Here is a 24,885-nt window from a genome sequence, read left to right as displayed (position 1 = left end):
CGGTGCGCCGAGCCGCGGTCTGACGGCAGGGCGTGTGGGCTGTTGCCGGGGATCATCCCAGAATGGAGGCATGAAAGAGCAGGTGTTCACGATCCCGCTGTGGGCCGACCTCCTGGCGGTGGGGCTCGGTGGGATCCAGGGCGCCCTGTTCGCCTCAGGATTCCGGGGTCAGCAGCGCCTGGATCTGCTGGGTGTGGCGATCATCGGCATCGTGGTCGGCATGGGCGGCGGGCTGATCCGCGACCTGCTGCTGAACGAGCCGCCGACCACGCTGCAGAGCAACTGGTACCTGCTCACCGCGATCGCGGCCGCGCTGTTCGGCATGCTGCTGGCCGGTCCGCTGAGCAAGCTCAACGGGATCATCGTCGGGATGGATGCCGTGGTGATCGGCCTGTTCGGCGCGTTCGGGACCAGCAAGGCCCTGGCGATGGGACTGCCGCTGGTGCCCGCCGTCTTCGTCGGCGTGTGCTCCGCCGTCGGCGGCGGAATCCTCCGTGACGTGTTCATGGGGATTCCGGTCGCGATCATGCACGTCGGCTCGCTGTACGCCGTCGCCGCAGCCACCGGATGCTTCCTGCTGGCGGGTCTGGAGGCCTTCGGGGTGCCGCTGGCGATCGCCGCCACCGCCGGGGTGTCCCTGACCGCCGTGATCCGGTTGCTGGCCGTGGTGTTCGACCTGTCGCTGCCCGAGCAGCGCATGCTCTACCGCCGCAAAGTCGCCTCCGAGACCGGTGCCATGCCGATCATCAAGCGTCGCCGTTCCGCCTGATCGGCCGACGCGCGCCGGCTGCGACGCTAGACGCTCGCCAGCTGCGCCGAGGCTTCGCGGGTGCGGATCGCGCGATTCACGCAGGACACGATCGCCTTCAGCGATGCCGTGGAGATGTCGCCGTCGATGCCGACGCCCCAGAGGCGCTCGCCTTCGACCTGCAGCTCGACGTAGGCCGCGGCCTGCGCGTCTCCGCCCGCGCTGAGCGTGTGCTCGACGTAGTCGTACAGCGAGACGTCGAAGCCGCGTTCGCGCAGGATCTCCAGGAACGCCGCGATCGGCCCGTTTCCGTGGCCCGAGGCTTCGACGCGGTCCTCGCCGTCGCGCAGCGAGACCTCCAGGGTGACGTCGCCGGCCAGATCGCTCTGCGTGCGCGTGGAGTGCAGTTCGAACCGTCCCCAACGATCTTCGGCCACGGCGGACGGCAGGTACTCGTCGGTGAAGATGCGCCAGATCTGATCGCTGGTGACTTCTCCGCCGTCGGCGTCCGTCTTGGCCTGCACGACGCCGGAGAACTCGATCTGCAGTCTGCGCGGCAGGTCCAGAGCGTGGTCGCTCTTGAGCAGATACGCCACGCCGCCCTTGCCGGACTGTGAGTTCACCCGGATGACAGCCTCGTACGAGCGCCCCAGGTCCTTCGGGTCGATCGGCAGGTACGGAACGGCCCATTCCAGCTCGTCGACCGAGACCCCTTCTGCGACGGCCTGTGCGGCCATCGCTTCGAATCCCTTCTTGATCGCGTCCTGGTGGGAGCCGCTGAAGGCGGTGAAGACCAGGTCGCCGGCCCAGGGGCTGCGCTCGTGCACGGGCAGCTGGTTGCAGTACTCGGCGGTGCGCTTGACCTGGTCGATGTCGCTGAAGTCGATCTGCGGATCGATGCCCTGCGTCAGCATGTTGATGCCCAGGGCGACCAGATCGACGTTGCCGGTGCGCTCGCCGTTGCCGAACAGGCACCCTTCGATGCGGTCGGCGCCGGCCATGTAGCCCAGCTCGGCGGCGGCGATGGCCGTGCCGCGGTCGTTGTGCGGGTGCAGGGAGAGGATCACATTCTCGCGATGTGCGAGGTGACGGCTCATCCACTCGATGGAGTCGGCGTACACGTTCGGCGTCGCCATCTCGACGGTCGCCGGCAGATTGACGATGACCTTCCGCTCAGGCGTCGGCTCGAAGATCTCGATGACCTGGTTGCAGACGTCGACGGCGAATTCGAGCTCGGTGCCGGTGTAGCTCTCGGGCGAGTACTCGTAGTACACCGTGGTCTCGGGGATGCGCTGCTCGAACTGCCGACACAGGCGCGCGCCCTCCAGCGCGATGTCGATGACACCCTGCTTGTCGGTGCGGAACACGACGTCGCGCTGCAGAACGCTGGTGGAGTTGTAGAGGTGCACGATCGCCTGCTTCGCGCCGGCGATCGACTCGTAGGTGCGCTCGATCAGGTGTTCGCGCGCCTGCGTCAGCACCTGGATCGTGACGTCATCGGGAATGACGTCCTCTTCGATGAGGTGGCGGACGAAGTCGAAGTCGGTCTGGCTGGCAGACGGGAACCCGACTTCGATCTCCTTGTAACCCATGCTCACCAGCAGATCGAACATGATCCGCTTGCGCTCGGGGCTCATCGGGTCGATGAGCGCCTGGTTGCCGTCGCGCAGGTCGACCGCGCACCAGCGCGGTGCGGTCGTGATGCGGGCGTCAGGCCACGTGCGGTCGGGCAGGTGCACCGCGATCTGCTCGTGGTAGGGCCGGTACTTGTGGATCGGCATGCCGGAAGGCTTCTGGTTGTTGTCCATGTCGTCGCTTGCTCTCTCGTCAGATGAGGGGGGCCAACACCAAGCTCCGCGACGAGGAGGGCCCTAGATCGAGGACTCGTCGCGGCGGCTAAGAAGGAGCCGGCCGAAGCGCATTCCTCAACGATACACCGCCGCGAGAGCAGGTTGCGAAGGGGCATGTATCAGAGCCTCCGGAAGCGGGCTCTGAGTCATCAAATGCCGCCGCCCGGCGCACGGCTCGAACAGCCGCGCCTCCCGGTCCGGCCGGTGACTTCCTTCCCTACCTATGCCAGGAGGCAACCGTGTCCATGTTCCATTCCAACACCGAGAGACGCGTCGCGACTGCGGTCGCGCTGGTCGCCGCCGGCGGCCTCGCGCTCTCCGCGTGCATGGCGACTCCCGCCGCCGCCGACCCCGAGAAGTCCCCCGCCGTGGGCTTCGATGACCTGCAGTCCGCGACCGTCTACATCAAGGGCCAGGGCACCTTCATCGACCCCGGCACGCTGGATCCGGCTGAGGGCCGCTGGATCGGGTCCGGGTTCATCGTCAGCGCGGACGGCCTCGTCATGACCAACAACCACGTCGTGACCGGCGCCGGGACACTCAACGTCTACATCGGCGGAGACGAGAAGAAGGAGGTGCGTGCCAAGGTGCTCGGCGCCTCGGAGTGTCTGGACCTCGCCGTGCTGCAGCTCACCGGCGGCGACTACCCGCACCTCGACTGGCACGACGGCGACATCGAGACGGGCCTCGACGTCTACTCGGCCGGCTACCCGTTGGGCGTCGCCGAGGAGTACACGCTGACCCGCGGCATCGTGTCCAAGCAGGACTTCCCGCTCGACACGCAGTGGGCGTCCCTCGACCACGTCATCGAGCACGACGCGCGGATCCGCGGCGGCAACTCGGGCGGCCCGCTCGTCGATGAGGAGGGGCGCCTGGTCGGCGTCAACTACGCCGGCGACGACAGCCTGGACTACAACTTCGCCATCCACCGCGATGAGGCGCAGGCGGCCATCGAGTCGCTCGCGGCCGGTGAGGCGGTCGACTCGCTCGGCATCAACGCCAAGGGCTGGGTCAGCGAGGACGGCTCGATCGCCGGCATCTGGGTGTCGTCGGTGGATGCCGGCGGCCCGGCCGACCGCGCCGGCGTCGAGCCCGGCGACCTGGTGTACAAGCTCGCCGGCGTGAGCGTCGGCGTGGACGGCACCCTCGCCGATTACTGCCAGGTGTTGCGCACGCAGGGCTCGGACGCGACGATCGACCTGCAGATCTACCGCCCCGCCACCGACCAGCTGCTGGACGGCCAGGTCAACGGCAAGGAGGTGACGGTCACCGCCTCGAACGTCTTCGGCGGCACGGCGGCCGACACCGGCGGGTTCACCACCGTGACCGACGACTCGCGCGTCCTGAGCGTCTCGGTGCCGAGTGACTGGTCGCAGATCGACGGCGAGGGCTTCTCGGCCGAGGACGGCACGCAGTGGAATTCGTTGTCGGCGGCGCCCGACCTGGCGGCGTTCTGGTCCGGCTACACCGCACCGGGCATGCAGCTGGTCGCCTCTCAGGGCACCGGCCAGTCCGCGCAGACCATGCTCGACACGATGTCGGCGACCTTCCAGGGCAGCTGCACCTCGGTCTCGGCGGCGCAGTCGTACGACGACGGCTGGTACGCGGGCGTCTACAGCGAGTTCCAGTGCGGCTCGACGACGGCCGTGGTGATCTCGACGCTGGACGAGGCGAGCAACCACGTGGTGGTGATCGTCCAGCTCGCGTCCGATTACGAGAAGCAGTCCGCGCTCCCCGAGATCCTGGCGACGTTCCAGGCCTCGCTCTGATCAGGTGAGACGATGCGGGTCATGCCGACACTGTGAAGACATGACCCGCATTCGTCGTCTCGCCCTCGCCGTCACGGCCGGCGCGCTCATATGCGCGCTGGCGGCCTGCGCCACCCCGACACCGTCCGACTCGTCTCCCGCCGGGTCGGGAGCTTTCGCGTCTCCAGAGCTGCCCGACGGGGACGTCATCGGTCAGGGCACCGTCATCGACGCGGACGGGAGGGTGAGACTGTGCCTGGGACCGATCGCGGAATCGTATCCGCCGCAGTGCGCCGGCCTGCCGGTCACGGGCTGGACGTGGGAGGACGTCGAGGGTTACGAGACCGCCGGCGACACCAGGTGGGGCGCCTACGCGGTGCAGGGGACGTACGACGGCGAGTCGTTCACCGTGACGCAGCCGCCGGTAATCCTGGCTCTCTACGACCCGATGACCAGTCCGGATCCGACCGGGGCCGAGCCGGGCAGGGGAATCGCCACCGAACTGCAGGCGATCCAGGATGAGCTGCCGGGTCTGCTGGGCAGCGACCTGCTGTCCGCGTCGGTCGCGGACAGCAGGCTGTGGATCGACGTCGTCTGGGACGATGGGACGCGGCAGGCTGTCGCGGACGCGGTGTACGGCGAGGAGGTCATCGTCGTGCGCTCCGCGCTGCGGCCGGTGCAGGGCTGACACCGCCGGCGCTGCCGCGGCGGATCAGAAGCCGAGGCGCCCCAGCTGCTTGGGGTCGCGCTGCCACTCCTTGGCCACCCGCACGTGCAGCGACAGGTACACCCGTGAGCCGATGAGCGGCTCGATGCCCGCCCGCGACCGCGCGCCGACGCTGGCCAGCCGTGAGCCCTTGTGCCCGATGATGATCGCCTTCTGACTGTCGCGCTCCACCACGATGTCGGCGAAGATGTCCGTCAGGTCGGAGTCCTCGCGCTTGGCGATGTCCTGCACGACGACCGCGATCGAGTGCGGAAGCTCGTCGCGGACGCCCTCCAGCGCGGCCTCCCGGATGATCTCCGCGATCCGGTCGTCGGTGGACTCGTCGGTGACGACTCCCTCCGGGTACAGCGCGGGACCGGTCGGCATCAGCGAGAGCAGCTCGCGCGTGAGCACATCCAGCTGCTCGTTGGTCAGCGCCGACAGCGGGATCACGGCATCCCAGTCGTCGCGCAGGGCGTCGACCTCGAGCAGGCGCTCGGTGATCTGCTCCCGGCTGGCGGCATCCGTCTTCGTCACGATCGCGACCTTCTTCGCGCGGCGGTAGCCGTCCAGCGATTCCGCGATGCGGCGATCTCCGGGCCCGACCTTCTCGGTGGCGGGCACGCAGAAGCCGATGACGTCCACGTCGCCCAGGACCTGTTCCACCAGATGGTTCAGCCGCTCACCCAGCAGGGTGCGCGGACGGTGGATGCCGGGCGTGTCCACGATCACGAGTTGACCGTCCGGCCGGTTCAGGATGCCGCGGATCGCGCGCCGGGTCGTCTGCGGCTTGTCGCTGGTGATCGCCACCTTCTCGCCGACCAGGGCGTTGGTCAGGGTCGACTTGCCGACGTTCGGACGTCCGACGAAGGTGACGAAGCCCGATCGGAAGTCCGGCCCCGACCTGAATTCGGAGGTTCGCGCCGACCCCGGCTCGGCCGAGGACTCTGCGGGCTCGCTGGGCATCATTCGCCTCTCTTGGCGCCGCTCTTGGCGACGCCGATCTCGCCGGTGCGCGGTGGGCGCCCGCCGTTGACTTCTTCGGCGGCGCGCGACGGTGCGCTCCGTTCCACGAACACCGACGCCAGGCCGCGGCCCCGGCCGCGCGATGCGCCGCCGGTCAGAATCAGTCCGCCGTACTCGGCCGTCACGCCGGGCTGGGGCACCTGCCCGAGCGCCTTGCCGAGGAGGCCGCCCACGGAGTCGACGTCCTCATCCTCGAGCTCCAGCCCGAACAGGTCGCCGACCTGGTCCAGTCCGAGGCGCGCGCTGACGCGGTACTTTCCGGGCTCGAGTTCCACGACCTCATCGGCACGGGGGTCGTACTCATCTGAGATGTCTCCGACGAGCTCCTCGATCAGATCCTCGAGGGTGACCAGACCGGACACGCCGCCGTACTCGTCCACGACCAGGCAGACGTGCACCGCTTCGCGCTTCATCTGCTGCAGGAGAGTCTCCGCCTTCATCGACTCCGGGACGAAGACGGCCGGACGCGCGATGCGGCTGATCGGCGCGTCCCGCCAGCCGGTCTCATCCCGGAAGCCGAATTGCACGAGATCCTTCAAGTACAGGACGCCCACCACGTCGTCGGCATCGTCATCGACGATCGGGATGCGCGAGACGCCCTTCTCCAGGAAGGTCGTCATCGCCTCCCGCGTCGAGGCGGCCGCATCGACGGTCACCATGTCGGTGCGGGGCACCATCACGGCCCGCACGAACGTGTCGGTGAAATCGAAGACCGAGTGGATGAGCTCGCGGTCGTCCTCCTCGATCAGCTCGTTCTCGGCCGCTTCGTCGATGATGCTGAGCAGCTGCTCTTCGGACGCGAAGGACGAGCCGCGCGCGACGCCGGGGGTGACGCGATTGCCGAGGGCGACCAGTCCGTGCGCGAGCGGGCCGAGGAGGATGCGCACGCCGCGGATGACCGGCGCGGCGCCGCGCAGCAGGCCCTTGGCGTGCTGGCGCCCGACGGTGCGCGGGCTGGCGCCCACCACCACGAAAGAGACACCGGTCATGATGACCACGGCCGCCAGCATCGCCCACCAGATGTTCTCGAACAGGATGGTGAATGCCACCGTGACCAGCACGGCGGCGCCGGTCTCGGCCAGGATTCGGATGAAGACCACCGCGTTGGCGTGGGCGTCCGGATCGATCGCGATCTTCCGCAGCGCGGCGGCGTTGCGGCCGCCCTCGCCCAGCTCGGCCAGATCGGCTCGGGAGGTGACACTCATGGCCGCATCGATCGCGACCATCAGAGCACCGAACGCGATCAGCAGGATCGCGGCGAGCAGGAGAAGTGCTGCGGTCATGCGCGCCGTCGTCGCTCGGCGACGTGGAAGCTCATGATCAGGTCGTTCTGCACACCGAACATCTCGCGTTTGTCCTCCGGCTCGGCATGATCGAACCCGAGCAGGTGAAGCAGGCCGTGGGTGGTCAGCAAGATCAGCTCGTCCATCGTGGAATGCTTGGCCGCGACCGCCTGCGTCTCGGCGACCTGAGGGCACAGCACGATGTCGCCCAGGAGCCCCGCCGGGGTCGGCATCTCCTCGGTCCCTGGGCGCAGCTCGTCCATCGGGAAGCTCAGCACGTCGGTCGGGCCGGGCTCGTCCATCCATTGGACGTGCAGCGCCTCCATGGCGCCCTCGTCCACGAGGAGGATGGCCACATCGGCATCCGCGCTCACGTGGAGCTCGGCGAGGTTGTGCTCCATGAGACGAAGCAGCACGGTCTCATCGACCGCGAATCCGGATTCGTTGCCGATCTCGATCGTCACGATCTGCCCCGCTTCGGAAGGTGGTCGCGCGGACCGGCCGGTCGCGCGCTGGTGCGCCGTTCGGCGCGGTTGGCGAACTCGGCGGCCTCGTCGCGCTCGCGACGGGTGGCGAGTCGGCGTTCGTCGTACTCGGTGTACGCGTCGACGATCCGCCCCACCAGATTGTGGCGCACCACATCCTCGCTGGTGAGGTACGCGAAGTGGATGTCCTCGATCTCACTGAGCACGCGGGTGACCAGTCGCAGACCGGACGCGCCCTGCGGGAGATCGATCTGCGTGATGTCGCCGGTCACGACCATGCGGGTACCGAAGCCCAGCCGGGTCAGGAACATCTTCATCTGCTCCGGCGTGGTGTTCTGCGCCTCGTCCAGGACCACGAACGAGTCGTTCAGCGTCCGGCCGCGCATGTACGCCAGCGGTGCGACTTCGATGGTTCCGCTCGCCATCAGCTTGGGCACCAGCTCGGGATCCATCATCTCGTTCAGCGCGTCGTACAGCGGCCGCAGGTAGGGGTCGATCTTGTCGTTCAGCGTGCCGGGCAGGAAGCCGAGCCGCTCGCCGGCTTCGACCGCGGGGCGGGTCAGGATGATCCGGCTGACCTCCTTGCGCTGCAGCGCCTGCACCGCCTTGGCCATGGCCAGATAGGTCTTTCCGGTGCCGGCCGGGCCGATCCCGAAGACGATCGTGCTCTCCTCGATGGCGTCGACGTACGACTTCTGGCCGAGGGTCTTGGGCCGGATGGTCCGCCCCCGCGACGAGAGGATCGCTTCGCCGAGCACTTCGGAAGGGCGCGGGGAACCTTCGGATTGGAGGATGCGGTTGGAGGAGGACACATCGGTCGGACCGAGCGAGTGACCGGCTTTGGTCATCGCCAGCAGCTCTTCGACGAGGCCGCGCGCAGCGGCGACGGCCGCGGCATCCCCGGTCAGGGTGATCTCGTTGCCTCGGACGTGCACATCCACCTCGGGGTGCTCGCGCTCGACGACGCGCAGCAGCCGGTCCTGGGGTCCCAGGAGCTGCACCATCGCGACCCCGTCCGCGTACAGACGTTCCACCGTGGCGTCGGCGTCAGCCACCGAGACCCGATTCGGTCAGGTCCCCGGCCAGGACGTGCCCGTGGACGTGGAAGACGGTCTGACCGGAGCGGGGGCCGGTGTTGAAGACGAGTCGGAAATCGCCATCCGCGTGCTCGGCGGCCACCGAGTTGGCCAGCCCGACCAGCTCGGCGAGCAGGTCGGGATCGCCCGCCGCCAGCTCCACGACGTTCCGGTATTCGTCGGACTTGGGGATCACCAGCAGGTGCACGGGCGCACGGGGCGCGATGTCGCGGATCGCGAACGCGTTCTCCGTCTCGGCGATGATCTCCGAGGGGATCTCGCCGTTCAGGATGCGGGTGAAGATCGACGGTTCGCTCATCCGGCCAGTCTACCGGCGGGGCACCTGCCGCGGCGGGCGCTCACCAGCGTCCCAGTGCGGCGTTGAGGACGGCCAGGGCCGCAGGACCGGCGGTCGAGGTGCGCAGCACGGTGTCCCCCAGTCGGGCCGCGGTCGCCCCGGCGCGCTGCAGGAGCAGCAGCTCTTCCGGAGCGATGCCGCCTTCTGGTCCGACGACGAGGATCACCTCGCGCGTTCGGGGGCTCAGGCTCAGAGCGCTCAGGCGCAGGTCGGCGGAGGGCTCGAGGACGATGACGTGGGATGCCGCGGCGCGCGCCGCCAGCTCGGCGGCCGTCGCCAGCGGTGCGACGTCCGGAACCCACGCCCGGTGCGCCTGCTTGGCGGCTTCGCGCACGATCGCCGCCCAGCGAGTGCGGCCCTTGTCCGCCTTCGCCGCGTCCCACCGGGAAACGCTCCGGGCGGCCTGCCACGGGAGGATCTCGTCGACTCCGAGTTCGGTCGCCGCCTGGACCGCAAGCTCATCGCGATCCCCCTTGGCCAGCGCCTGGGCGAGCACGATGCGCGGGACGGGAGCGGGGATGTCGGCGCGCGCCGTGATCCGCACCACCACCTCTCGAGGCGACACAGATTCGCACTCCCCCGACAGCCACGTACCTCGGCCATCGCCAACGGTGACGCCCTCACCGACCCGGACTCGGCGGACCGCCGCCGCGTGATGCGCCTCGGCGCCGGTCAGCAGAACCGTGTCACCGGGCTGCGCCTCCACCGCGCTGCGCTGGACGACCTCCGGCAGCAGGAAGTGCAGCGCCACCGGTCATCCGTTCCGGAAGCGGTCGCGCAGCTTCGCGAACAGTCCCTGGTGGAATTCGGCCAGTCGCGGCGGCGGGGACTTGGTCCGCTTGGCGAACTCTTCGACCAGGGCGCGCTCCTTGGCATCCAGCCGGGTGGGCGTGACCACGTGAACGCCCACGCGCAGGTCGCCGCGCTGCGTGCCCCGCAGCGGGGTGATGCCGCGACCCTTGATGGTCAAGACGTCGCCGCCCTGAACCCCCGGTCGGATCTCCAGGTCGACAGGTCCGTCGAGGGACTCGATGGTGGTGGTGGTGCCCAGGATCGCATCGGGCATCGACACCTCCAGCGTCGCGAGCAGGTCGTCCCCGTCACGGCTGAACTCCTCATCCGGCGAGACGGTGACCTCGATGTAGAGATCGCCGTTGGGACCGCCGGCGGGGCCGACCTCGCCGGACCCGGGAAGCTGCAGCCGCAGACCCGTCTCCACGCCGGCGGGGATGTCGAGCGAGACGGTGCGTCGGGCGCGGACGCGGCCCTGGCCCTGGCAGGTGGCGCACGGGTAGGGGATCGTCGTGCCGTAACCCTGGCAGACGCCGCACGGCTGGCTGGTCACGACGTTTCCGAGCAGGCTGCGCACGGTGCGCTGCACGTGGCCGGACCCGTGGCAGATGTCGCACGTGACGGGGGACGTTCCGGGCTGGGTGCACGATCCGTGGCACGTGTCGCACAGCACCGCGGTGTCCACGTCGATGTCCCGATGCACGCCGAACACGACGTCCTTCAGGTCCAGGGTCACCCGGACCAGCGCGTCCTGCCCGCGCTCACGACGGGACCGCGGCCGTCCGGCGCGCTGGCCTCCCCCGGACCCGAAGAAGGTCTCGAAGATGTCGCCGAAGCCGCCGAAGCCCTGCGCGCCGCCGCCGAAGGGCGAATCGTTCCCGCCGACGTCGTAGCGCGCCCGCTGATCGGGGTCGCTCAGCACGTCGTACGCGTGGGTCACGAGCTTGAATCGCTCGGAAGCGTCATCTCCGGGATTGACGTCGGGATGAAGCTCCCGCGCAAGACGCCGGTACGCCTTCTTGATCTCGTCCGGGGTCGCGTCGCGCGCAACTCCGAGGACCTCGTAGTGGTCGACCACAAATCGCCTTCCTGTCCGCGCGTCGCGCGGGATCATCTGGTTCCGGATGCCGCGTCAGCGGGCACTCTCGTCTTCGTCGAGCATCCGGGTGAGATAGCGCGCGACGGCTCGTACCGCCGCGAAATTCGTCGGATAGTCCATCCGCGTGGGGCCGAGCAGGCCGACCCTGGCCCGAGCGCCGGTGGCGTCGTATTCGCTCGCCACGACCGATGCCTCGGCCAGCCCGAACGGCTCGTTCTCCCGACCGATGCTGGCCGCCAGACCGTGGTCGTCCGCCACCATCTCGCTCATCAGCTTCATGAGGGTCACCTGCTCCTCGATCGCCTCGAGCAGCGGATAGATGCTCCCTCGGAAGTCCGCCTCGCTGCGCGCGAGATTGGCTGCGCCGGCCATGACGAGCCGGTCGTGGCGGAATTCCTCGAGCTCTTCGGCGAGGACCCGCACGATCGCCGCGGTCGCCACGTCCGGTGGCGTCGGCGACGGGTCATCCTGTGCCAGGCGCTCCTGCACGCGCTGGACGCCCTCACGCACAGGCAGGCCGACCACGAGGGAGGCGACCTCGGCGCGCACCCGAGCCAGATCCTCGTCGTCGAACTCGTCTCGGACCAACGCGAGCCGCTGCGAGACCCGGCCGGTGTCGGTCACCACGATCACCAGGATGCGCCCGCCGCCGAGCTGCACCAGCTCGACGTGCGAGATCGTGGCGCGCGCGAAGGACGGGTACTGCACGATGGCGACCTGACCGGTCAGCTGAGTCAGCGCACGCACCGTCCGCGCCAGCACGTCGTCGAGGTCGCCGGGGCCATCGAGGAACGCCGAGATCGCGCTGCGCTGGGCCGGCGACAGGGGCCGCACTTCGGCGAGATGATCGACGAAGACGCGATAGCCCTTGTCGGTGGGGACGCGACCAGAGGAGGTGTGCGGGGCTGCGATCAGCTCCTCGTCCTCCAGCAGGGCCATGTCGTTGCGGATCGTCGCTGCGGACACGCCGAACGCGTGGCGTTCCACGATGGCCTTGCTGCCGACCGGCTCGCGCGTGTCGACGAAGTCCTGAACGATCGCCCGCAGCACCTGCAGTCCTCTGTCGGTGACCATCTCGCCTCCCCACGCGCTCGAATTGGCACTCCTACGATCTGAGTGCCAATTCTACCGGATCGCAGACGCGGCGAGCGGGATGCTCCTCAGTCGGTGAGGGCGCGCACCACGGCGTCCGCCAGCAGCCGGCCCCGACGGGTCAGCACGATGCGACCGTGCACGGCCGCGGAACCGTCGATCAGACCGTCGGCGATGAGGGCGGCGACCGCGTGGCGGCCCTCGCCGAGCAGTTCGGAGATGGGCAGTCCCTCCCGCACGCGCGTGCGCAGCAGCACGCTCTCCAGCGCCCGTGCTGCGGCATCCGGTCGCTCGCGCGCCGCGGCGGGCGACTCGCCCGCCGCCAGGCGCTGGGCGTACGCGGCGGGATGCTTCACATTCCAGAAGCGCACGCCGGCCAGGTGGCTGTGGGCACCGGGACCGAAACCCCACCAGTCCGCACCCTGCCAGTAGGCCATGTTGTGCCGGGAGCGGTGCGCCGCATCGCGGGTCCAGTTGGACACTTCGTACCACTGGTAGCCGGCGCTTTCGAGCAGGTCGTCTGCAAGCTCGTACATGTCCGCCTGGAGGTCGTCATCGGGTGTGACGACCTCGCCGCGGCGGATCTGGCGCGCGAGCTTGGTCCCCTCCTCCACGATGAGCGCGTAGGCCGAGATGTGATCCGGCTGCAGCGCCGCGGCCGCCTCGAGCGAAGCCCGCCAGTCCGCCAGCGACTCGCCCGGCGCTCCGTAGATCAGGTCCAGGCTCACGTCCAGTCCCGCATTCCGCGCGGCCTCGACCGCGGTGCGGACGTTCCCGGGTACGTGGGTGCGATCCAGCGCCGCGAGAACGTGCGGGACCGCGGACTGCATCCCGATCGACAGCCGGGTCACCCCGGCCGCGGCGAGCATCGACGCGGTCGCGCCGGTCACCGTGTCCGGGTTGGCCTCGACGGTGATCTCGGCATCCGGCGCGATGCCGAACGTCGAGCGGACACCCTCGAGCATGCGCACCAGGTCACCCGGTGGGAGCAGCGTCGGCGTGCCCCCGCCGAAGAACACGGTGGCGGCGGGGCGGGGCGGACCGATCTGGGACAGCACCCGACCGGCCAGCTGCACCTCCTGCAGCAGAGTGTCGGCGTACTGGTCCTGGCGCGCCCCGCGCAGCTCATCCGCGGTGTAGGTGTTGAAGTCGCAGTATCCGCACCGCACGCGGCAGAACGGCACGTGCAGATAGACGCCGAACTGCGCAGCGGGATCGATGGTCGCCGGAACGGACCCGTCCCGCGGCACGGGCTCACCGAGCGGGAGCGCCGATCCCATCAGGGCGTGGTGTACAGGGGCGAGATCGCGCGGAGGTAGCGCGTGAACAGCTCGCGGCGGCGGCGGCGGACCAGACGGGGGAAGACGCGGTAGAGCAGCGCGGAGGGCGCGTCGAACGCGCGCACGGTGAACCACACCTCATCGTTGTCGTACCACTGCACCATGAACGATTCCTCGCCGCTCACGACCGATCCGCTGACGGTCCCCAATGCGAAACCGACCCGCCGAGGCTCCTCGATCGCGAAGATGACGCGCAGCTCCCCCCCGACGCTCATGCCGCGGACACGACCGTCGACACGGACGGTGGTGCCCGGCCCGACGTACGGCGTACCGTCCGAGTCGAAGCGCTGATCCGCTTCGAGCTTGCTGGGGGCGAGCGGATTGCCTTCCGAATCGAAACTGACCCCGGAGTACATCGGCCCCGCGGCGGGTCGCACGTCGCTCAGCTCGAGTCCCGCGCCCCGCTGCGCACCCCAGGACAGGAGCGCGTCGCTCGCGCTCTCGAACCGCGCCTGGCCGCTGCCGATCCGCCAGGATTCCTCTGCGGGCAGGCTCCGCTCGGGCGGATAGTGCATCAGGTCTGCGGCCTGCGTCGCTCCCACGGCGGCATAGTCGACCGTCTCATCTCTGAAGGTCCCGCGGCGCATGGATTCCAGCCTAGTTCGGGTTCCTGAAGGCGTCATCGGACGCGTTCAGCAACTACTTCTTGTCTTTGGTCTCGGTGTCCCCCGACAGCGCGGCGATGAACGCCTCCTGGGGGACCTCGACGCGTCCGACCATCTTCATGCGCTTCTTGCCCTCCTTCTGCTTCTCGAGGAGCTTGCGCTTGCGGGTGATGTCGCCGCCGTAGCATTTGGCCAGGACGTCCTTGCGCATCGCGCGGATCGACTCGCGGGCGATGATGCGGGCGCCGATCGCGGCTTGGATGGGAACCTCGAACTGCTGACGCGGGATCAGCTTCTTCAGCCGCTCCGTCATCAGCACGCCGTACGCGTAGGCCTTGTCCCGGTGCACGATGGCACTGAACGCATCGACGGGCTCGCCCTGGAGCAGGATGTCGACCTTGACGAGGTCGGCCTCCTGGTGCCCGCTCGGTTCGTAGTCCAGCGAGGCGTAACCGGCCGTCTTGGATTTGAGGTGGTCGAAGAAGTCGAAGACGATCTCGCCGAGCGGGATGGTGTAACGGATCTCGACGCGATCCTCACCGAGGTACTCCATGCCCAGGAGGGTGCCCCGCCGTGACTGGCACAGCTCCATGATCGTGCCGACGTAGTCCTTCGGCGCGAGGATCGCGGCCTTGACCATCGGCTCGGTGACGCTGGCGATCTTGGTGCCCGAGGGGAACTCGCTGGGGTTGGTGACGGTGTATGTCTTGCCGTCGTCGGTGGTCACCTCGTAGGTCACCGACGGCGCTGTCGAGATCAGATCCAGTCCGAACTCGCGCTCCAGGCGCTCGGTGACGATCTCCAGATGCAGCAGCCCGAGGAACCCGCAGCGGAATCCGAACCCCAGCGCCACCGAGGTCTCCGGCTCGTAGTTGAGGGAGGCGTCCGAGAGCTTCAGCTTGTCCAGCGCCTCACGCAGCACGGGGTAGTCGCTGCCGTCGATCGGGTACAGGCCGGAGAAGACCATCGGCTTGGGATCGGTGTAGCCGGGCAGCGCGTCGTTCGACGGCTTGGCCGCGCTGGTCACGGTGTCACCCACCTTGGACTGACGGACGTCCTTCACGCCGGTGATCAGGTATCCGACCTCCCCCACGCCGAGACCGCGTGTGGGGGTGGGCTCGGGCGAGGAGACGCCGATCTCGAGCAGCTCGTGGACCGCGCGCGTGGACATCATCTGGATGCGCTCGCGGGGACTGAGCGACCCGTCGATCATGCGCACGTAGGTGATCACGCCACGGTAGGAGTCGTAGACCGAGTCGAAGATCATGGCGCGAGTGGGCGCAGTCGGATCCCCCTGCGGGGCGGGGATCTGCCGGATGACCTGGTCGAGCAGCTCTTCCACGCCCACGCCGGTCTTGCCGCTGACGCGCAGCACGTCCTCGGGCTTGCCGCCGATCAGGCTGGCGAGCTCTCTGGCGTACTTCTCGGGATCCGCGGCGGGCAGGTCGATCTTGTTCAGCACCGGGATGATCTGCAGATCGTTCTCCAGGGCGAGGTAGAGGTTCGCCAGCGTCTGCGCCTCGATGCCCTGAGCCGCGTCCACCAGCAGGATCGCGCCCTCGCACGCCGCCAGCGAACGACTCACCTCGTAGGTGAAGTCCACGTGGCCGGGGGTGTCGATCATGTTCAGAGCGTGCGTGACCCCGTCCAGCTGCCACGGCATCCGCACCGCCTGGCTCTTGATCGTGATGCCGCGCTCACGCTCGATGTCCATGCGGTCGAGGTACTGCGCACGCATGTCACGGTCGGAGACGACACCCGTCATCTGCAGCATGCGGTCGGCAAGGGTCGATTTGCCGTGATCGATGTGAGCGATGATGCAGAAGTTTCGGATCAGCTCAGGAGGGGTCGCGGACGGCTCGAGCGTGTTCAGGGCGCGCGGTGACATATGGGGGCCATTCTACGGGCCGAACGCGCCCCCATCGCTCCCCCGCCCCTTAACCCTCCGGCAGGAGTGCGCCGAGCGCATGTTCGTCGGCAATATCCTGGGCGGATGGTCGTCCAGGTCGTGCTCGTGCACGGCATCCGGACGTCCGCGACCATGTGGCGCGCGCAGGTGGCCGCTCTCCAGGAACGCGGCAATCCAGCGGTCGCGATCGATCTGCCCGGCCATGGCACCCGCATGGCCGAGGATTTCACGATCGAATCCGCTTTCGCCACGATCGATGCGGCGGTGAGGGAGGCTGCCGCACGCGGGCCGGTGCTGCTCGTGGGGCATTCCATGGGCGGCCTCCTGTGCATCGAATACGTGGGTCGGAACGACCCGCCGCCGGTCGCCGGGTTCGTCGCCGCCTCCTGCACGTCCATCCCGCGCGGAGTCGGTCTGCGCACCTACCGCCTGCTCGCGCGCGGCTTCGACTCCCTCCCCGACCGCGGGATGTGGCTGACGAACCGGATGCTGGAGCGGACCCTTCCGCCGGAGACCCGGGCCGACTTCGGCGCCGGCGGCTACGCGTTCGACATGCAGGACACCGCGCTGCGCAGTCTGTCGGTGCTGGATCTGCTCGCAGCGCTGGAGCGGATCACCGTGCCCCTCTGGTTCGTCAACGGCCAGTACGATCAGCTTCGACTCAATGAGCGGCTGTTCCAGCGGATCGCCCCGCACGCCGAGCTGATCGTGGTGCCGCGCACGAGCCATCTGGTCAGTGCCATGCGCCCGGGCGTGTTCAACGCCGTCCTGGGTCTGGCGATCACGACGGTCGAACGGACCTGATAGACTCGGTGATCGGCTTGCGTGTGGGTTGATTCCCTCACGTCCGTCGTGCGACAGCCCTCTTCTGTCACTCGACACTTCAGATCGATTCCTCCGAACGAAAGACCGTCGTCAAACGTGGCAAACATCAAGTCGCAGATCAAGCGCAACAAGACCAACGACAAAGCACACGAGCGCAACAAGGCCGTGAAGAGCGAGCTGCGCACGCAGGTGCGTCGCACCCGTGAGGCCATCGCCGCAGGCGACAAGGCCGCCGCCGAGAAGGCGCTCGCGAAGGCGACCAAGAAGCTCGACAAGGCAGCCAGCAAGGGTGTCATCCACGCGAACCAGGCTGCCAACCGCAAGTCGGCCATCGCGAAGCAGGTCGCAGCTCTCTGAGCTCACCTTTCACGACAAGCCCGTCCCCCTGGGGGCGGGCTTTCGGCTTTGTCCGCGTGCTCAGGAACTCCCGTAGGGTGCGCGAGTGGCGATGACGGTGATCAGCCGCTCCAGCGCGAAGATGCTGTCTCGTGAGCCGCCCTTGACCTCGGCGTCGGCGCGGGCCGCGGCCTGGATCGCCATCCCCAGCGACGCGTCCGACCAGCCGGTCAGATCGCGGCGGGCGCGATCGACCTGCCAATCCTTCAGCCCCAGGCGGGCCGCGAGAGCGGATGCGGGTTCCCGGTTGCCGGCGACCCGGGCCATCGTGCGCAGCTTGGAGGCGATGGCGGCCACCAGCGGTACCGGATCGGCGCCCGACGCCAGCGCGTGGCGCAGCGACACCAGCGCATCGCCGTAGCGTCCGGCGATGGCGGTGTCGGCGACCGCGAACGCCGAGGTCTCCACCCGCCCGCCGTAATAACGTTCGACGACGTCCGCGGTGACATCTCCCGGCACATCCGAGATGAGCTGCTGGCACGCTGCCGCGAGCTCGGTCAGATCGTCTGCGAACGCCGAGACGAGCGTGCGCAGCGCCCCCGGGGCGATGCGCTTGCGCGCCGCGGCGAACTCGCCGGCTGCGAAGTCGAACCGGTCGGAATCGCGTTTGACGGCCGGACAGGCGATCTCGATCCCGCCGCCCTGGCCGGCCCGGACGGCGTCCAGGAGCTTCTTGCCGCGCACCGAGGCTCCGGTGTGCCGCAGCACGACGGTCGCGCCGTCCTGCGGCACAGCCAGGTAGCTGACCGCCTCGGCGAGGAACGCGTCCGAGCACTTCTCGACCCCGGTGATGCGCACCAGGCGCGGCTCGCCGAACAGCGATGGCGAGGTGACCGCCAGCAGGGTGCCCGCCTGATAGTCATCCGCGCGCAGATCGGTGACCTCGAGGCTGGGATCCTCGGCGCGAAGATACTCGCGGATCCCCGCGATGGCCCGTTCCGCGCAGATCTCCTCGGGACCGGACACCAGCACGACCGGTGCCGGCTGCGGGGTGCGCCAGGACACCTGCGGGATGCTCGTCCGGGCGCGCCCGGCCGGGGTCCGTCGGGTGCTGGTCGCCATGCTCCCAGCCTACCCAGCCGGCCCGACGTCGCTTCCGCGCTCGCGCCACACCCGCAGAGCCTCTCCGTCCCGCCACACCGCGATCGCCCCCGCCCGGTCCGTACGTGCGATGCGCGCCCCGAGTAGGCTCAGCGCGTCCAGCACCTCGGCGCGCGGATGGCCGTACCTGTTCTCGCCCACCGTGATCAGGGCGAGCGCAGGCTGCGCCCCGGCGTACAGGTCGGGATCCTGATCGGCGCTCCCGTGGTGGGCGACCTTCACGAGGTCGTACGGCGGATCGAGCACGGCCGAGGCGGCGAGCGCCCGCTGCGGGGAGGCCGACAGGTCGCCGAGGAACAGCGCGGCCGGCATGCCGCCGCCGCGCACGTCCAGCACCACGCTGGCATCGTTGCCCGCCTCGAATGCGCGACTGCGCGGTGGCGGCCAGAGCACCCGCCAGCGCGCATCGCCGAGGCTCCCGGTCAGTCCCGCCCGGGCGGAGACCATCCGCGCGCCGCCGCCCTCGAGGAGCGAGAGCACCGCCGAGGCTTCGGGCGATCCCGCAGGTCCGTGCAGGGCGGTTCCGACGCGGTCCGCGACAGCGGCGACGCCCCCGACATGGTCCAGGTCGAAGTGGGTGAGCAGGAGCAGGTCGATGCGCTGAACTCCGGCACGTGCCAGGCATGCCTCCAGGCGAGCCGGCTCCGGGCCGGCATCGACCAGCGCCACGGCCTGGCCCGAGCGCAGCAGCACCGCATCGCCCTGACCCACGTCGCACGCCAGGATGCTCCACGAAGACGGGAGCGTCCACCGCCCCGCCACGGAGCTCAGGGCGGCACCTCCGGCCGAGACACCGGTGACGGCGGCGAGCAGGAACACCGCGACGAGCCGGACCCGGCGCTGCCGGGTCGACCCGGTCGGCGGCAGCGCGATCGCGATCGCGACGGCGCTGCCGACCACGGCCAGGCAGAGCACGCCCGGCCAGCCCGACAGCCACGGGATCTGGTCGCCCGGAAGCGCACTGAACGTGGTGGCTGCGCCGGCGATCCAGGATGCCGGAAGCCAGGCGAGGGCCGTCAGGCCGGACTGCAGCCACGGCAGCGGCGCGGCGACGCACGCGGTCAGTCCGAGGACCGTCGCGATCGGCGCCGCCGGCGCAGCGAGCAGATTCGCCAGCACCCCGTAGAGCGGAACGCTCGGCGTGACCCCCAGCAGCAGCGGACCGCAGGCCAGCTGCGCTGCCAGCGGCACCGACAGCGCGAGCGCCAGCGGGCGCGGCATCCATCGCTCCAGGCCGGCCGCGAGGGGCCGCGCGAACAGCAGCAGCGAGGCGGTGGCGACGGTGGACAACGCGAACCCGAGCGATCCCGAAAGCCACGGATCCCCGACGAGCAGCACAGTGACGGCGAGCGAAAGCACGCCCATCCCCATGCCGGTGCGGCCCAGGAGCACGCCCAGCATCGCGATGCCTGCCATTGCCGCAGCCCGCACCACGCTCGGCTCGGCCGTGACCAGCAGGACGAACCCGAACAGGGCCGCCGATGCGACAGTGACCCGGGCGCGGCGCGACCCCCCGACGGCCGCGACGGCTCCGAAGGCGAGACCCACGACGATCGCGCAGTTGGATCCGGACACCGCGGTCAGGTGCGAGAGGGAGGATCGCTTCATCGCCGCGTCCAGCTCGGCGGACACGGCGGAGGTGTCCCCGACCGCCAGCCCCGGGATCAGCTCCGCCCCGGGCGCGGGCAGCCCCCCGGCCGCGCGGACCAGGCCTCGCCGCAGCTCGCCCGCCACGGCGAGCACCCCCTGAGGCGCAGACAGCACCCGCACGCCGCGTGAGGCGTTCACGGCCAGCACAGCGCGGGCACCCGAAGCCCCAGGGCGTGCCGTCCCGCTCACCTCGACGGCCGAGCCGACATCCAGCAGCGGCGCACGGTCCACCCGGGACGGCTGCACACGGACCGTGACGTCGATGCGGACGGCGTCCGCCACCGCCCCGGTGCTGACATGTGTCGCCACCGCATCGAACTCCCATTCCCCGCTCGCACGCGTCTCCACCTTGCCGGCCACCGTCGCGTCGAAGACCACCGCCCTCCCCCCGCCCAGTGCGAACCGCTCCACCTCCGCGCGCGCCGGCTGGGCCAACGCCACATGGGAGCCCACCGCCGCCGAGGCAGCCAGCAGCAGTGCCAGGACCACCGCCGCCCGCATCCGTCGCCGGCGCACTCGAGGTGTGCGGTGCTCGCGCCGAGCAGCCGCCAGCAACCCGCACAGCGCCGCCAGGCACGCGCCCCACAGCGCCAGCGCGACCGGCGCCGCAGCCGCCGGGAGGAGCGTCGAGATCAGCGCCGCTGCCCACACGGCGCCGGCGACCGGCACCAGCCGCAGCTGCGCCCGCCGCCGCGCGGGAACCACGACGGCGCCGTCCGCCACCGTCGCCGTGCCGCGGCTCACGTCACACCGTGACCAGATCGCGGAGGGCCTCGAGCATCTTGTCGCCGATGCCGGGCACGGCCAGCAGATCCTCGACGCTGGTGAAGCGCCCATTCGCATCGCGCCACTCGATGATGCGCGCCGCGAGCGCCGGTCCGATCCGCGGCAGGGTGTCCAGCTCGGCCTCAGAAGCGGTGTTCAGGTTGACTCGGCCGTCCCCGGGCGGACTCACCGGCGCGCCGCCCGGCGCGGCTCCGGCTGTGTCCCCGGCGGTCGGCACGTGCAGCTGCTCGCCGTCGCTGATCGGACGGGCCAGGTTGACGGCCATCTCGTCGGCTCCGGCGGCGAAGCCTCCCGCGGCCGAGACGGCATCCATCACCCGAGCCCCCGCGTGCAGGACGTACAGGCCCGGCGCGGACACGGCGCCGGAGACGTGGACGTACACGGATTCCGGCGTCGCGGCATCCACCTGCCCTGCCTCCGCGACGGTCACCGTCTCGACCGGTGCGGCGGCACCACGCAGGATGCCGATGCCCACGGTGACGCTCAGTGCCAGCAGCACCACCACGATGGCAGCCCCCAGCCCGAGTCGCACGCGAGGCCTCGCCGTGCGGGATCCCTCGGCAGTCGACACACGGCGAAAGTAACCGCGTCGACCCTCACCGATGCGCGGCCCGTGCGATCCCGTGGACGCTCACCGCTCGCCTCCGTCTGGGGAGGAGACGGGCGGAGAGCGCGTGCTCGGGGCGCGGCTCAGCCGAACGTGAAGCAGTACGCCTCCACTCCGGGTGAGCCGAACTCGATCTCGAACAGACGGTCGACGATCGGCTCGGGCTGCCGGACGAGCTGGTACGTCTTCTGATCCAGCACCACCCCGGTCCCGTCGGCCGCCGCATCGGTGCCACGGCTGTCGCCGACCGCTTCCCCGTCCAGCAGGATCCGGAACGGGATGCTCTCGCCCGCGCGCGCCGGCCCCATCACGAGATTGACATCTCTGGCGTGGAACGCGAACGAGATCCGACCGCCGGAGCGGTCCGCCACGACCGCCTGGCTGGTCACCGTCCATTCGCCGGTGAGGTCCCACCCGTTCAGCGGCAGCCGCGCGGCGCCGCTGTAGGCGTGCCGACGGTCAAAGGCCGCCGGGTCCTCCGAGGCGAACCCGGCACTCTGGGCGTATCCGAGGTAGGTCTCCGGGGATTGCAGGGACCGCCAGTCGGCGGCGACCTCCACCCCCACCGGGTCGACCAGCACCAGCTCCCGGTCCACCCGGGGGCTGCCCGCGTCGACGAGAAGCCGTTGGATGACCATTTCGGTCCGCTCGTACTCGCCTTCGCCGTAGTGGTGGAACCGGATCCGTCCCGCCGCGTCCGCGATGTACAGCGCCGGCCAGTAGTGGTTGGCGAACTCGTCCCACACGCCGTAGTCGTTGTCGATGGCGACCGGGTAGCGGACGCCGAGGTCCTGCGCCTGCATCCTGACGTTGCGGAGGGAGTGCTCGAAGCCGAACTCGGGTGTGTGCACGCCGATGATGCTCAATCCCGCGTCTGCGTATTTGGCATGCCACGCCGACAGGTACGGCAGCGTCCGCAGCCAGTTCACGCAGGTGTAGGTCCAGAAATCGACCAGGACGACGCGACCGCGAAGCGCCACCGGAGTGAGCGGATCGGACTGCAGCCAGCCGGTCGCCCGGTCGAAGGACGGCAGCCGTCCCTCGTCCGGGAGGAGCTCCCGGTCCCCGGCAAGCCGGTGCGCGATCGAGCGGACCAGCCCGCCGCGGGCGGGGGTGTCGACCGGTCCCTCCGCATCCTCAGTGCCGACTCGCCGCGACATCGACGCTCGCCTCCTCCGCCTGCTCCGGCCGACGCGTCCCGGCCACGTCGAGGACGGCGTCGGCGAACGCATGCGGTGCTTCTTGCGGGAGGTTGTGGCCGACTCCCCCGCCGATGACGCGGTGCTCGTAGGCGCCGGCGAACAGCGGGCGGTACGCCCCGGCATCCGGGTGCGGAGCGCCGTTGGCATCGCCATCCAGCGTGATGGTCGGAACCTCGATGGGGGGACGCTCAGCCAGCCGTCGCTCCAGTTCGTCATGCGCATGGGCGCCGTCGGCGAGCCCGAGTCGCCAGCGGTAGTTGTGGATGACGATGTCAACGTGATCGGGGTTGTCGAATGCCGCCGCAGTCCGATCGAAGGTCTGCTCGTCGAAGTTCCACCGCGGCGAGGCGGTCTTCCAGATCAGCCGCGCGAACTCGCCGCGGTACTGCTCGTACCCGCGACGCCCGCGCTCGGTGGCGAAGTAGAACTGATACCACCAGCTGAGCTCGGCCGCGGGGGGCAGCGGAGCCCGATTGGCCTGCGGGCTGCCGATCAAATAGCCGCTGACCGACACCTGCCCGCGGCAGCGCTCGGGCCACAGGGCGGCCAGCACGTTCGCCGTGCGCGCCCCCCAGTCGAACCCGGCCACGACGGCGCTCGGTATCCGCAGCGCGTCCAGCAGTGCGATCGCGTCCAGAGCGAACACGACCTGCTGTCCGTTGCGCACTGTGGCATCGGATCGGAACCTCGTGGTGCCGTACCCGCGGAGGTACGGCACCAGCACCCGGTGACCTGCCGCCGCGAGGAGCGGCGCGACCTCGGCGTAGCTGTGGATGTCGTACGGCCACCCGTGCAGCAGCAGGACCGCGGGACCGTCCGCCGGCCCCAGATCGACCAGGCCCACGCTCAGCTCGCCGGCGTCGATCTGGGACAGCGGAGCGAACGCGCCGTCGCTGGGGGACACGGCGGATCGGACTGCGTCGGTCATGATGTCACTGTCCCCGGGGCTCACCGCAACGACCGGAAAGCGGCGCGCATCTCCCGCGAGAACAGGTCGGGCTGCTCCCAGGCCGCGAAGTGGCCGCCGCGATCCAGGCGGTTGAAGTGGATCAGGTTCGGGTACGCCTGCGCGCTCCAACTGCGCGGCGCCGCGTAGATCTCGTCGGGGAAGACGCTCACCGCGACCGGCAGCGTGACTCCCTTGGGCGCGAAGAACGGGAGCTTGCTCTCCCAGTACAGACGCGCCGAAGACACCGCCGTGTTGGTCAGCCAGTACAGCGTCACGTTGTCGAGGATGTCCTGCGCAGTGAGCCCTTCGCTGCCGCCCGCGAACACCCGCGCGATCAGGTCATAGCTGCGGGAGTCGTGATCGAGCATCCAGGCGGCCAAGCCGACGGGCGAGTCGGCGAGCCCGTAGAGCGTCTGCGGTCGGTTTCCCATCTCCTGGGCGTAGGCCAGCCCGTGGGCGTAGAAGAACGCCAATTGGTCCCACGCGCCGCGCTCCTCCGGCGAGAGGTCCTCGGGCGCCGGCTCGCCGGCGCTCAGTGCCGCTTGAATCGCGTCCGGGACCGTGGCCGGCATGTTGGTGTGGATGCCGATGAGTCCCGGCGGGGTCAGCAGCGCCATCTGCTCGGTCACGGCGTTGCCCCAGTCCCCGCCCTGTGCGACGTAGCGCTCGTATCCGATCCGGCGCATGAGCTGCACCCAGGCCTTGGCGATGCGGATCGGGTCCCAGCCGGTCGCGTCCGGTGTGGCGGAGAATCCGTGTCCGGGAAGGGACGGGATGACGAGGTGGAACGCGTCCTCGGCGCTCGCGCCATGCGCGGTGGGATCGGTCAGGGGGCCGATGATCTTCAGCTGCTCGATCACCGAGCCCGGCCATCCGTGCGTGACGATCATCGGCAGGGCGCCTTCGTGCGCCGACCGGACGTGGATGAAATGGATGTCGAGCCCATCGATCCGCGTGACGAACTGCGGCAGCTCGTTGAGTCGTAATTCGACGGCCCGCCAGTCGTAATCGTCGGCCCAGCGCTGTGCGAGCTGCTGGACGACCTGGAGCTGGACCCCCTGCGAGGCGTCGTCGACGGTCTCCCGCTCCGGCCAGCGGGTCTCACGCACCCGCGTGCGCAGGTCATCCAGGTCCTCCTGCGCGAACTGCACGGTGAACGGACGAAGCGCGGTGTCGTCGCTGCGTTGTTCGGCCCGGTCTTCGGTCATGGTCATGGTGATCTCCTCTGCGAACGCGGCCGCGTTGTGCCGCA

General features: G+C 69.7%; 23 protein-coding genes. 5 read left to right on the top strand and 18 right to left on the bottom strand.

Annotated features, from left to right (window positions below):
* The first annotated feature begins 70 nt into the window (after positions 1-70).
* The gene (locus tag NQ152_RS16865; protein WP_257524808.1) at positions 71-769 is read left to right on the top strand and encodes a trimeric intracellular cation channel family protein; all 699 of its coding nucleotides are present in this window, start codon (positions 71-73) and stop codon (positions 767-769) included.
* A gap of 26 nt (positions 770-795) precedes the next feature.
* Here the strand turns inward: NQ152_RS16865 and leuA are convergent, their stop codons facing one another.
* Entirely contained in the window at positions 796-2,556 is a 1,761-nt protein-coding gene (leuA, locus tag NQ152_RS16860) for a 2-isopropylmalate synthase (RefSeq protein WP_257524807.1), read from the bottom strand.
* 287 nt (positions 2,557-2,843) lie between these two features.
* Here leuA and NQ152_RS16855 point away from each other — a divergent pair, with 287 nt between their 5' ends.
* Entirely contained in the window at positions 2,844-4,367 is a 1,524-nt protein-coding gene (locus tag NQ152_RS16855) for a S1C family serine protease (protein ID WP_257502234.1), read from the top strand.
* 40 nt (positions 4,368-4,407) lie between these two features.
* Positions 4,408-5,034: a hypothetical protein gene (locus NQ152_RS16850; RefSeq protein ID WP_257502207.1), complete on the top strand. Its 627-nt coding sequence runs from the start codon at positions 4,408-4,410 to the stop codon at positions 5,032-5,034.
* A 24-nt stretch (positions 5,035-5,058) separates the two neighbouring features.
* Here the strand turns inward: NQ152_RS16850 and era are convergent, their stop codons facing one another.
* The 11 genes from era to lepA all read right to left on the bottom strand — a co-directional run bounded on the left by era (position 5,059) and on the right by lepA (position 16,096).
* Positions 5,059-6,018 carry a GTPase Era gene (era, locus tag NQ152_RS16845; RefSeq protein WP_257502206.1) on the bottom strand — a complete coding sequence of 320 codons (960 nt, stop codon included), beginning with the start codon at positions 6,016-6,018 and terminating at the stop codon, positions 5,059-5,061.
* On the bottom strand, positions 6,018-7,361 hold the full coding sequence (locus NQ152_RS16840) for a hemolysin family protein (RefSeq protein ID WP_257502205.1): 1,344 nt from the start codon (positions 7,359-7,361) through the stop codon (positions 6,018-6,020). Before NQ152_RS16840 ends, era begins: the two co-directional genes overlap by 1 nt.
* Complete coding sequence (ybeY, locus tag NQ152_RS16835; protein ID WP_257502204.1) at positions 7,358-7,825, bottom strand: rRNA maturation RNase YbeY; 468 nt, start codon at positions 7,823-7,825, stop codon at positions 7,358-7,360. The genes NQ152_RS16840 and ybeY overlap by 4 nt, the downstream gene beginning before the upstream one ends.
* Positions 7,822-8,850 carry a PhoH family protein gene (locus NQ152_RS16830; RefSeq protein WP_257524817.1) on the bottom strand — a complete coding sequence of 343 codons (1,029 nt, stop codon included), beginning with the start codon at positions 8,848-8,850 and terminating at the stop codon, positions 7,822-7,824. Before NQ152_RS16830 ends, ybeY begins: the two co-directional genes overlap by 4 nt.
* A gap of 43 nt (positions 8,851-8,893) precedes the next feature.
* On the bottom strand, positions 8,894-9,241 hold the full coding sequence (locus tag NQ152_RS16825) for an HIT domain-containing protein (protein WP_257502203.1): 348 nt from the start codon (positions 9,239-9,241) through the stop codon (positions 8,894-8,896).
* A gap of 40 nt (positions 9,242-9,281) precedes the next feature.
* Entirely contained in the window at positions 9,282-10,031 is a 750-nt protein-coding gene (locus NQ152_RS16820) for a 16S rRNA (uracil(1498)-N(3))-methyltransferase (protein ID WP_257524806.1), read from the bottom strand.
* A gap of 3 nt (positions 10,032-10,034) precedes the next feature.
* Positions 10,035-11,150, bottom strand: a complete 1,116-nt coding sequence (gene dnaJ, locus NQ152_RS16815; protein WP_257502201.1) for a molecular chaperone DnaJ — start codon at positions 11,148-11,150, stop codon at positions 10,035-10,037.
* 54 nt (positions 11,151-11,204) lie between these two features.
* Positions 11,205-12,245, bottom strand: coding sequence for a heat-inducible transcriptional repressor HrcA (gene hrcA, locus NQ152_RS16810; RefSeq protein ID WP_257502200.1), 1,041 nt, complete (start codon positions 12,243-12,245; stop codon positions 11,205-11,207).
* An 86-nt stretch (positions 12,246-12,331) separates the two neighbouring features.
* Positions 12,332-13,543, bottom strand: a complete 1,212-nt coding sequence (hemW, locus tag NQ152_RS16805) for a radical SAM family heme chaperone HemW (RefSeq protein WP_257524805.1) — start codon at positions 13,541-13,543, stop codon at positions 12,332-12,334.
* Positions 13,543-14,190, bottom strand: coding sequence for a DUF1990 family protein (locus tag NQ152_RS16800; protein WP_257524804.1), 648 nt, complete (start codon positions 14,188-14,190; stop codon positions 13,543-13,545). Before NQ152_RS16800 ends, hemW begins: the two co-directional genes overlap by 1 nt.
* A 52-nt stretch (positions 14,191-14,242) precedes the next feature.
* The gene (gene lepA / locus NQ152_RS16795; RefSeq protein WP_257524803.1) at positions 14,243-16,096 is read right to left on the bottom strand and encodes a translation elongation factor 4; all 1,854 of its coding nucleotides are present in this window, start codon (positions 16,094-16,096) and stop codon (positions 14,243-14,245) included.
* A gap of 105 nt (positions 16,097-16,201) precedes the next feature.
* On the opposite strand from lepA, the gene NQ152_RS16790 reads away from it, so the two are divergent.
* Both NQ152_RS16790 and rpsT read left to right on the top strand, forming a co-directional pair.
* Positions 16,202-16,921: an alpha/beta fold hydrolase gene (locus NQ152_RS16790; RefSeq protein ID WP_257502196.1), complete on the top strand. Its 720-nt coding sequence runs from the start codon at positions 16,202-16,204 to the stop codon at positions 16,919-16,921.
* A gap of 117 nt (positions 16,922-17,038) precedes the next feature.
* Entirely contained in the window at positions 17,039-17,299 is a 261-nt protein-coding gene (gene rpsT / locus NQ152_RS16785; RefSeq protein ID WP_257502195.1) for a 30S ribosomal protein S20, read from the top strand.
* 60 nt (positions 17,300-17,359) lie between these two features.
* Here rpsT and holA read toward each other — a convergent pair whose 3' ends face one another.
* From holA to NQ152_RS16755, 6 genes are all read right to left on the bottom strand, one after another.
* A complete protein-coding gene (holA, locus tag NQ152_RS16780) occupies positions 17,360-18,400 on the bottom strand; it encodes a DNA polymerase III subunit delta (protein WP_257524802.1) in 1,041 nt (346 codons plus the stop codon).
* Between the two features lie 9 nt (positions 18,401-18,409).
* Positions 18,410-20,833, bottom strand: a complete 2,424-nt coding sequence (locus tag NQ152_RS16775; protein WP_257524801.1) for a ComEC/Rec2 family competence protein — start codon at positions 20,831-20,833, stop codon at positions 18,410-18,412.
* 1 nt (position 20,834) lies between these two features.
* Positions 20,835-21,446 (bottom strand): ComEA family DNA-binding protein, encoded by a 612-nt coding sequence (locus NQ152_RS16770; RefSeq protein ID WP_257524800.1) that lies wholly within the window; start codon positions 21,444-21,446, stop codon positions 20,835-20,837.
* Positions 21,447-21,565: 119 nt separating this feature from the next.
* Positions 21,566-22,642: a redoxin domain-containing protein gene (locus NQ152_RS16765; RefSeq protein ID WP_257524799.1), complete on the bottom strand. Its 1,077-nt coding sequence runs from the start codon at positions 22,640-22,642 to the stop codon at positions 21,566-21,568.
* A complete protein-coding gene (locus tag NQ152_RS16760) occupies positions 22,620-23,612 on the bottom strand; it encodes an alpha/beta fold hydrolase (protein ID WP_257524798.1) in 993 nt (330 codons plus the stop codon). Before NQ152_RS16760 ends, NQ152_RS16765 begins: the two co-directional genes overlap by 23 nt.
* A 20-nt stretch (positions 23,613-23,632) precedes the next feature.
* Positions 23,633-24,847, bottom strand: a complete 1,215-nt coding sequence (locus tag NQ152_RS16755) for an epoxide hydrolase family protein (RefSeq protein WP_257524797.1) — start codon at positions 24,845-24,847, stop codon at positions 23,633-23,635.
* Positions 24,848-24,885: the final 38 nt, after the last annotated feature.

This window comes from Microbacterium sp. zg.B48 (assembly GCF_024623505.1).
Classification (GTDB): Bacteria; Actinomycetota; Actinomycetes; order Actinomycetales; family Microbacteriaceae; genus Microbacterium.
This window is presented reverse-complemented; position numbering and strand designations above follow the sequence as displayed.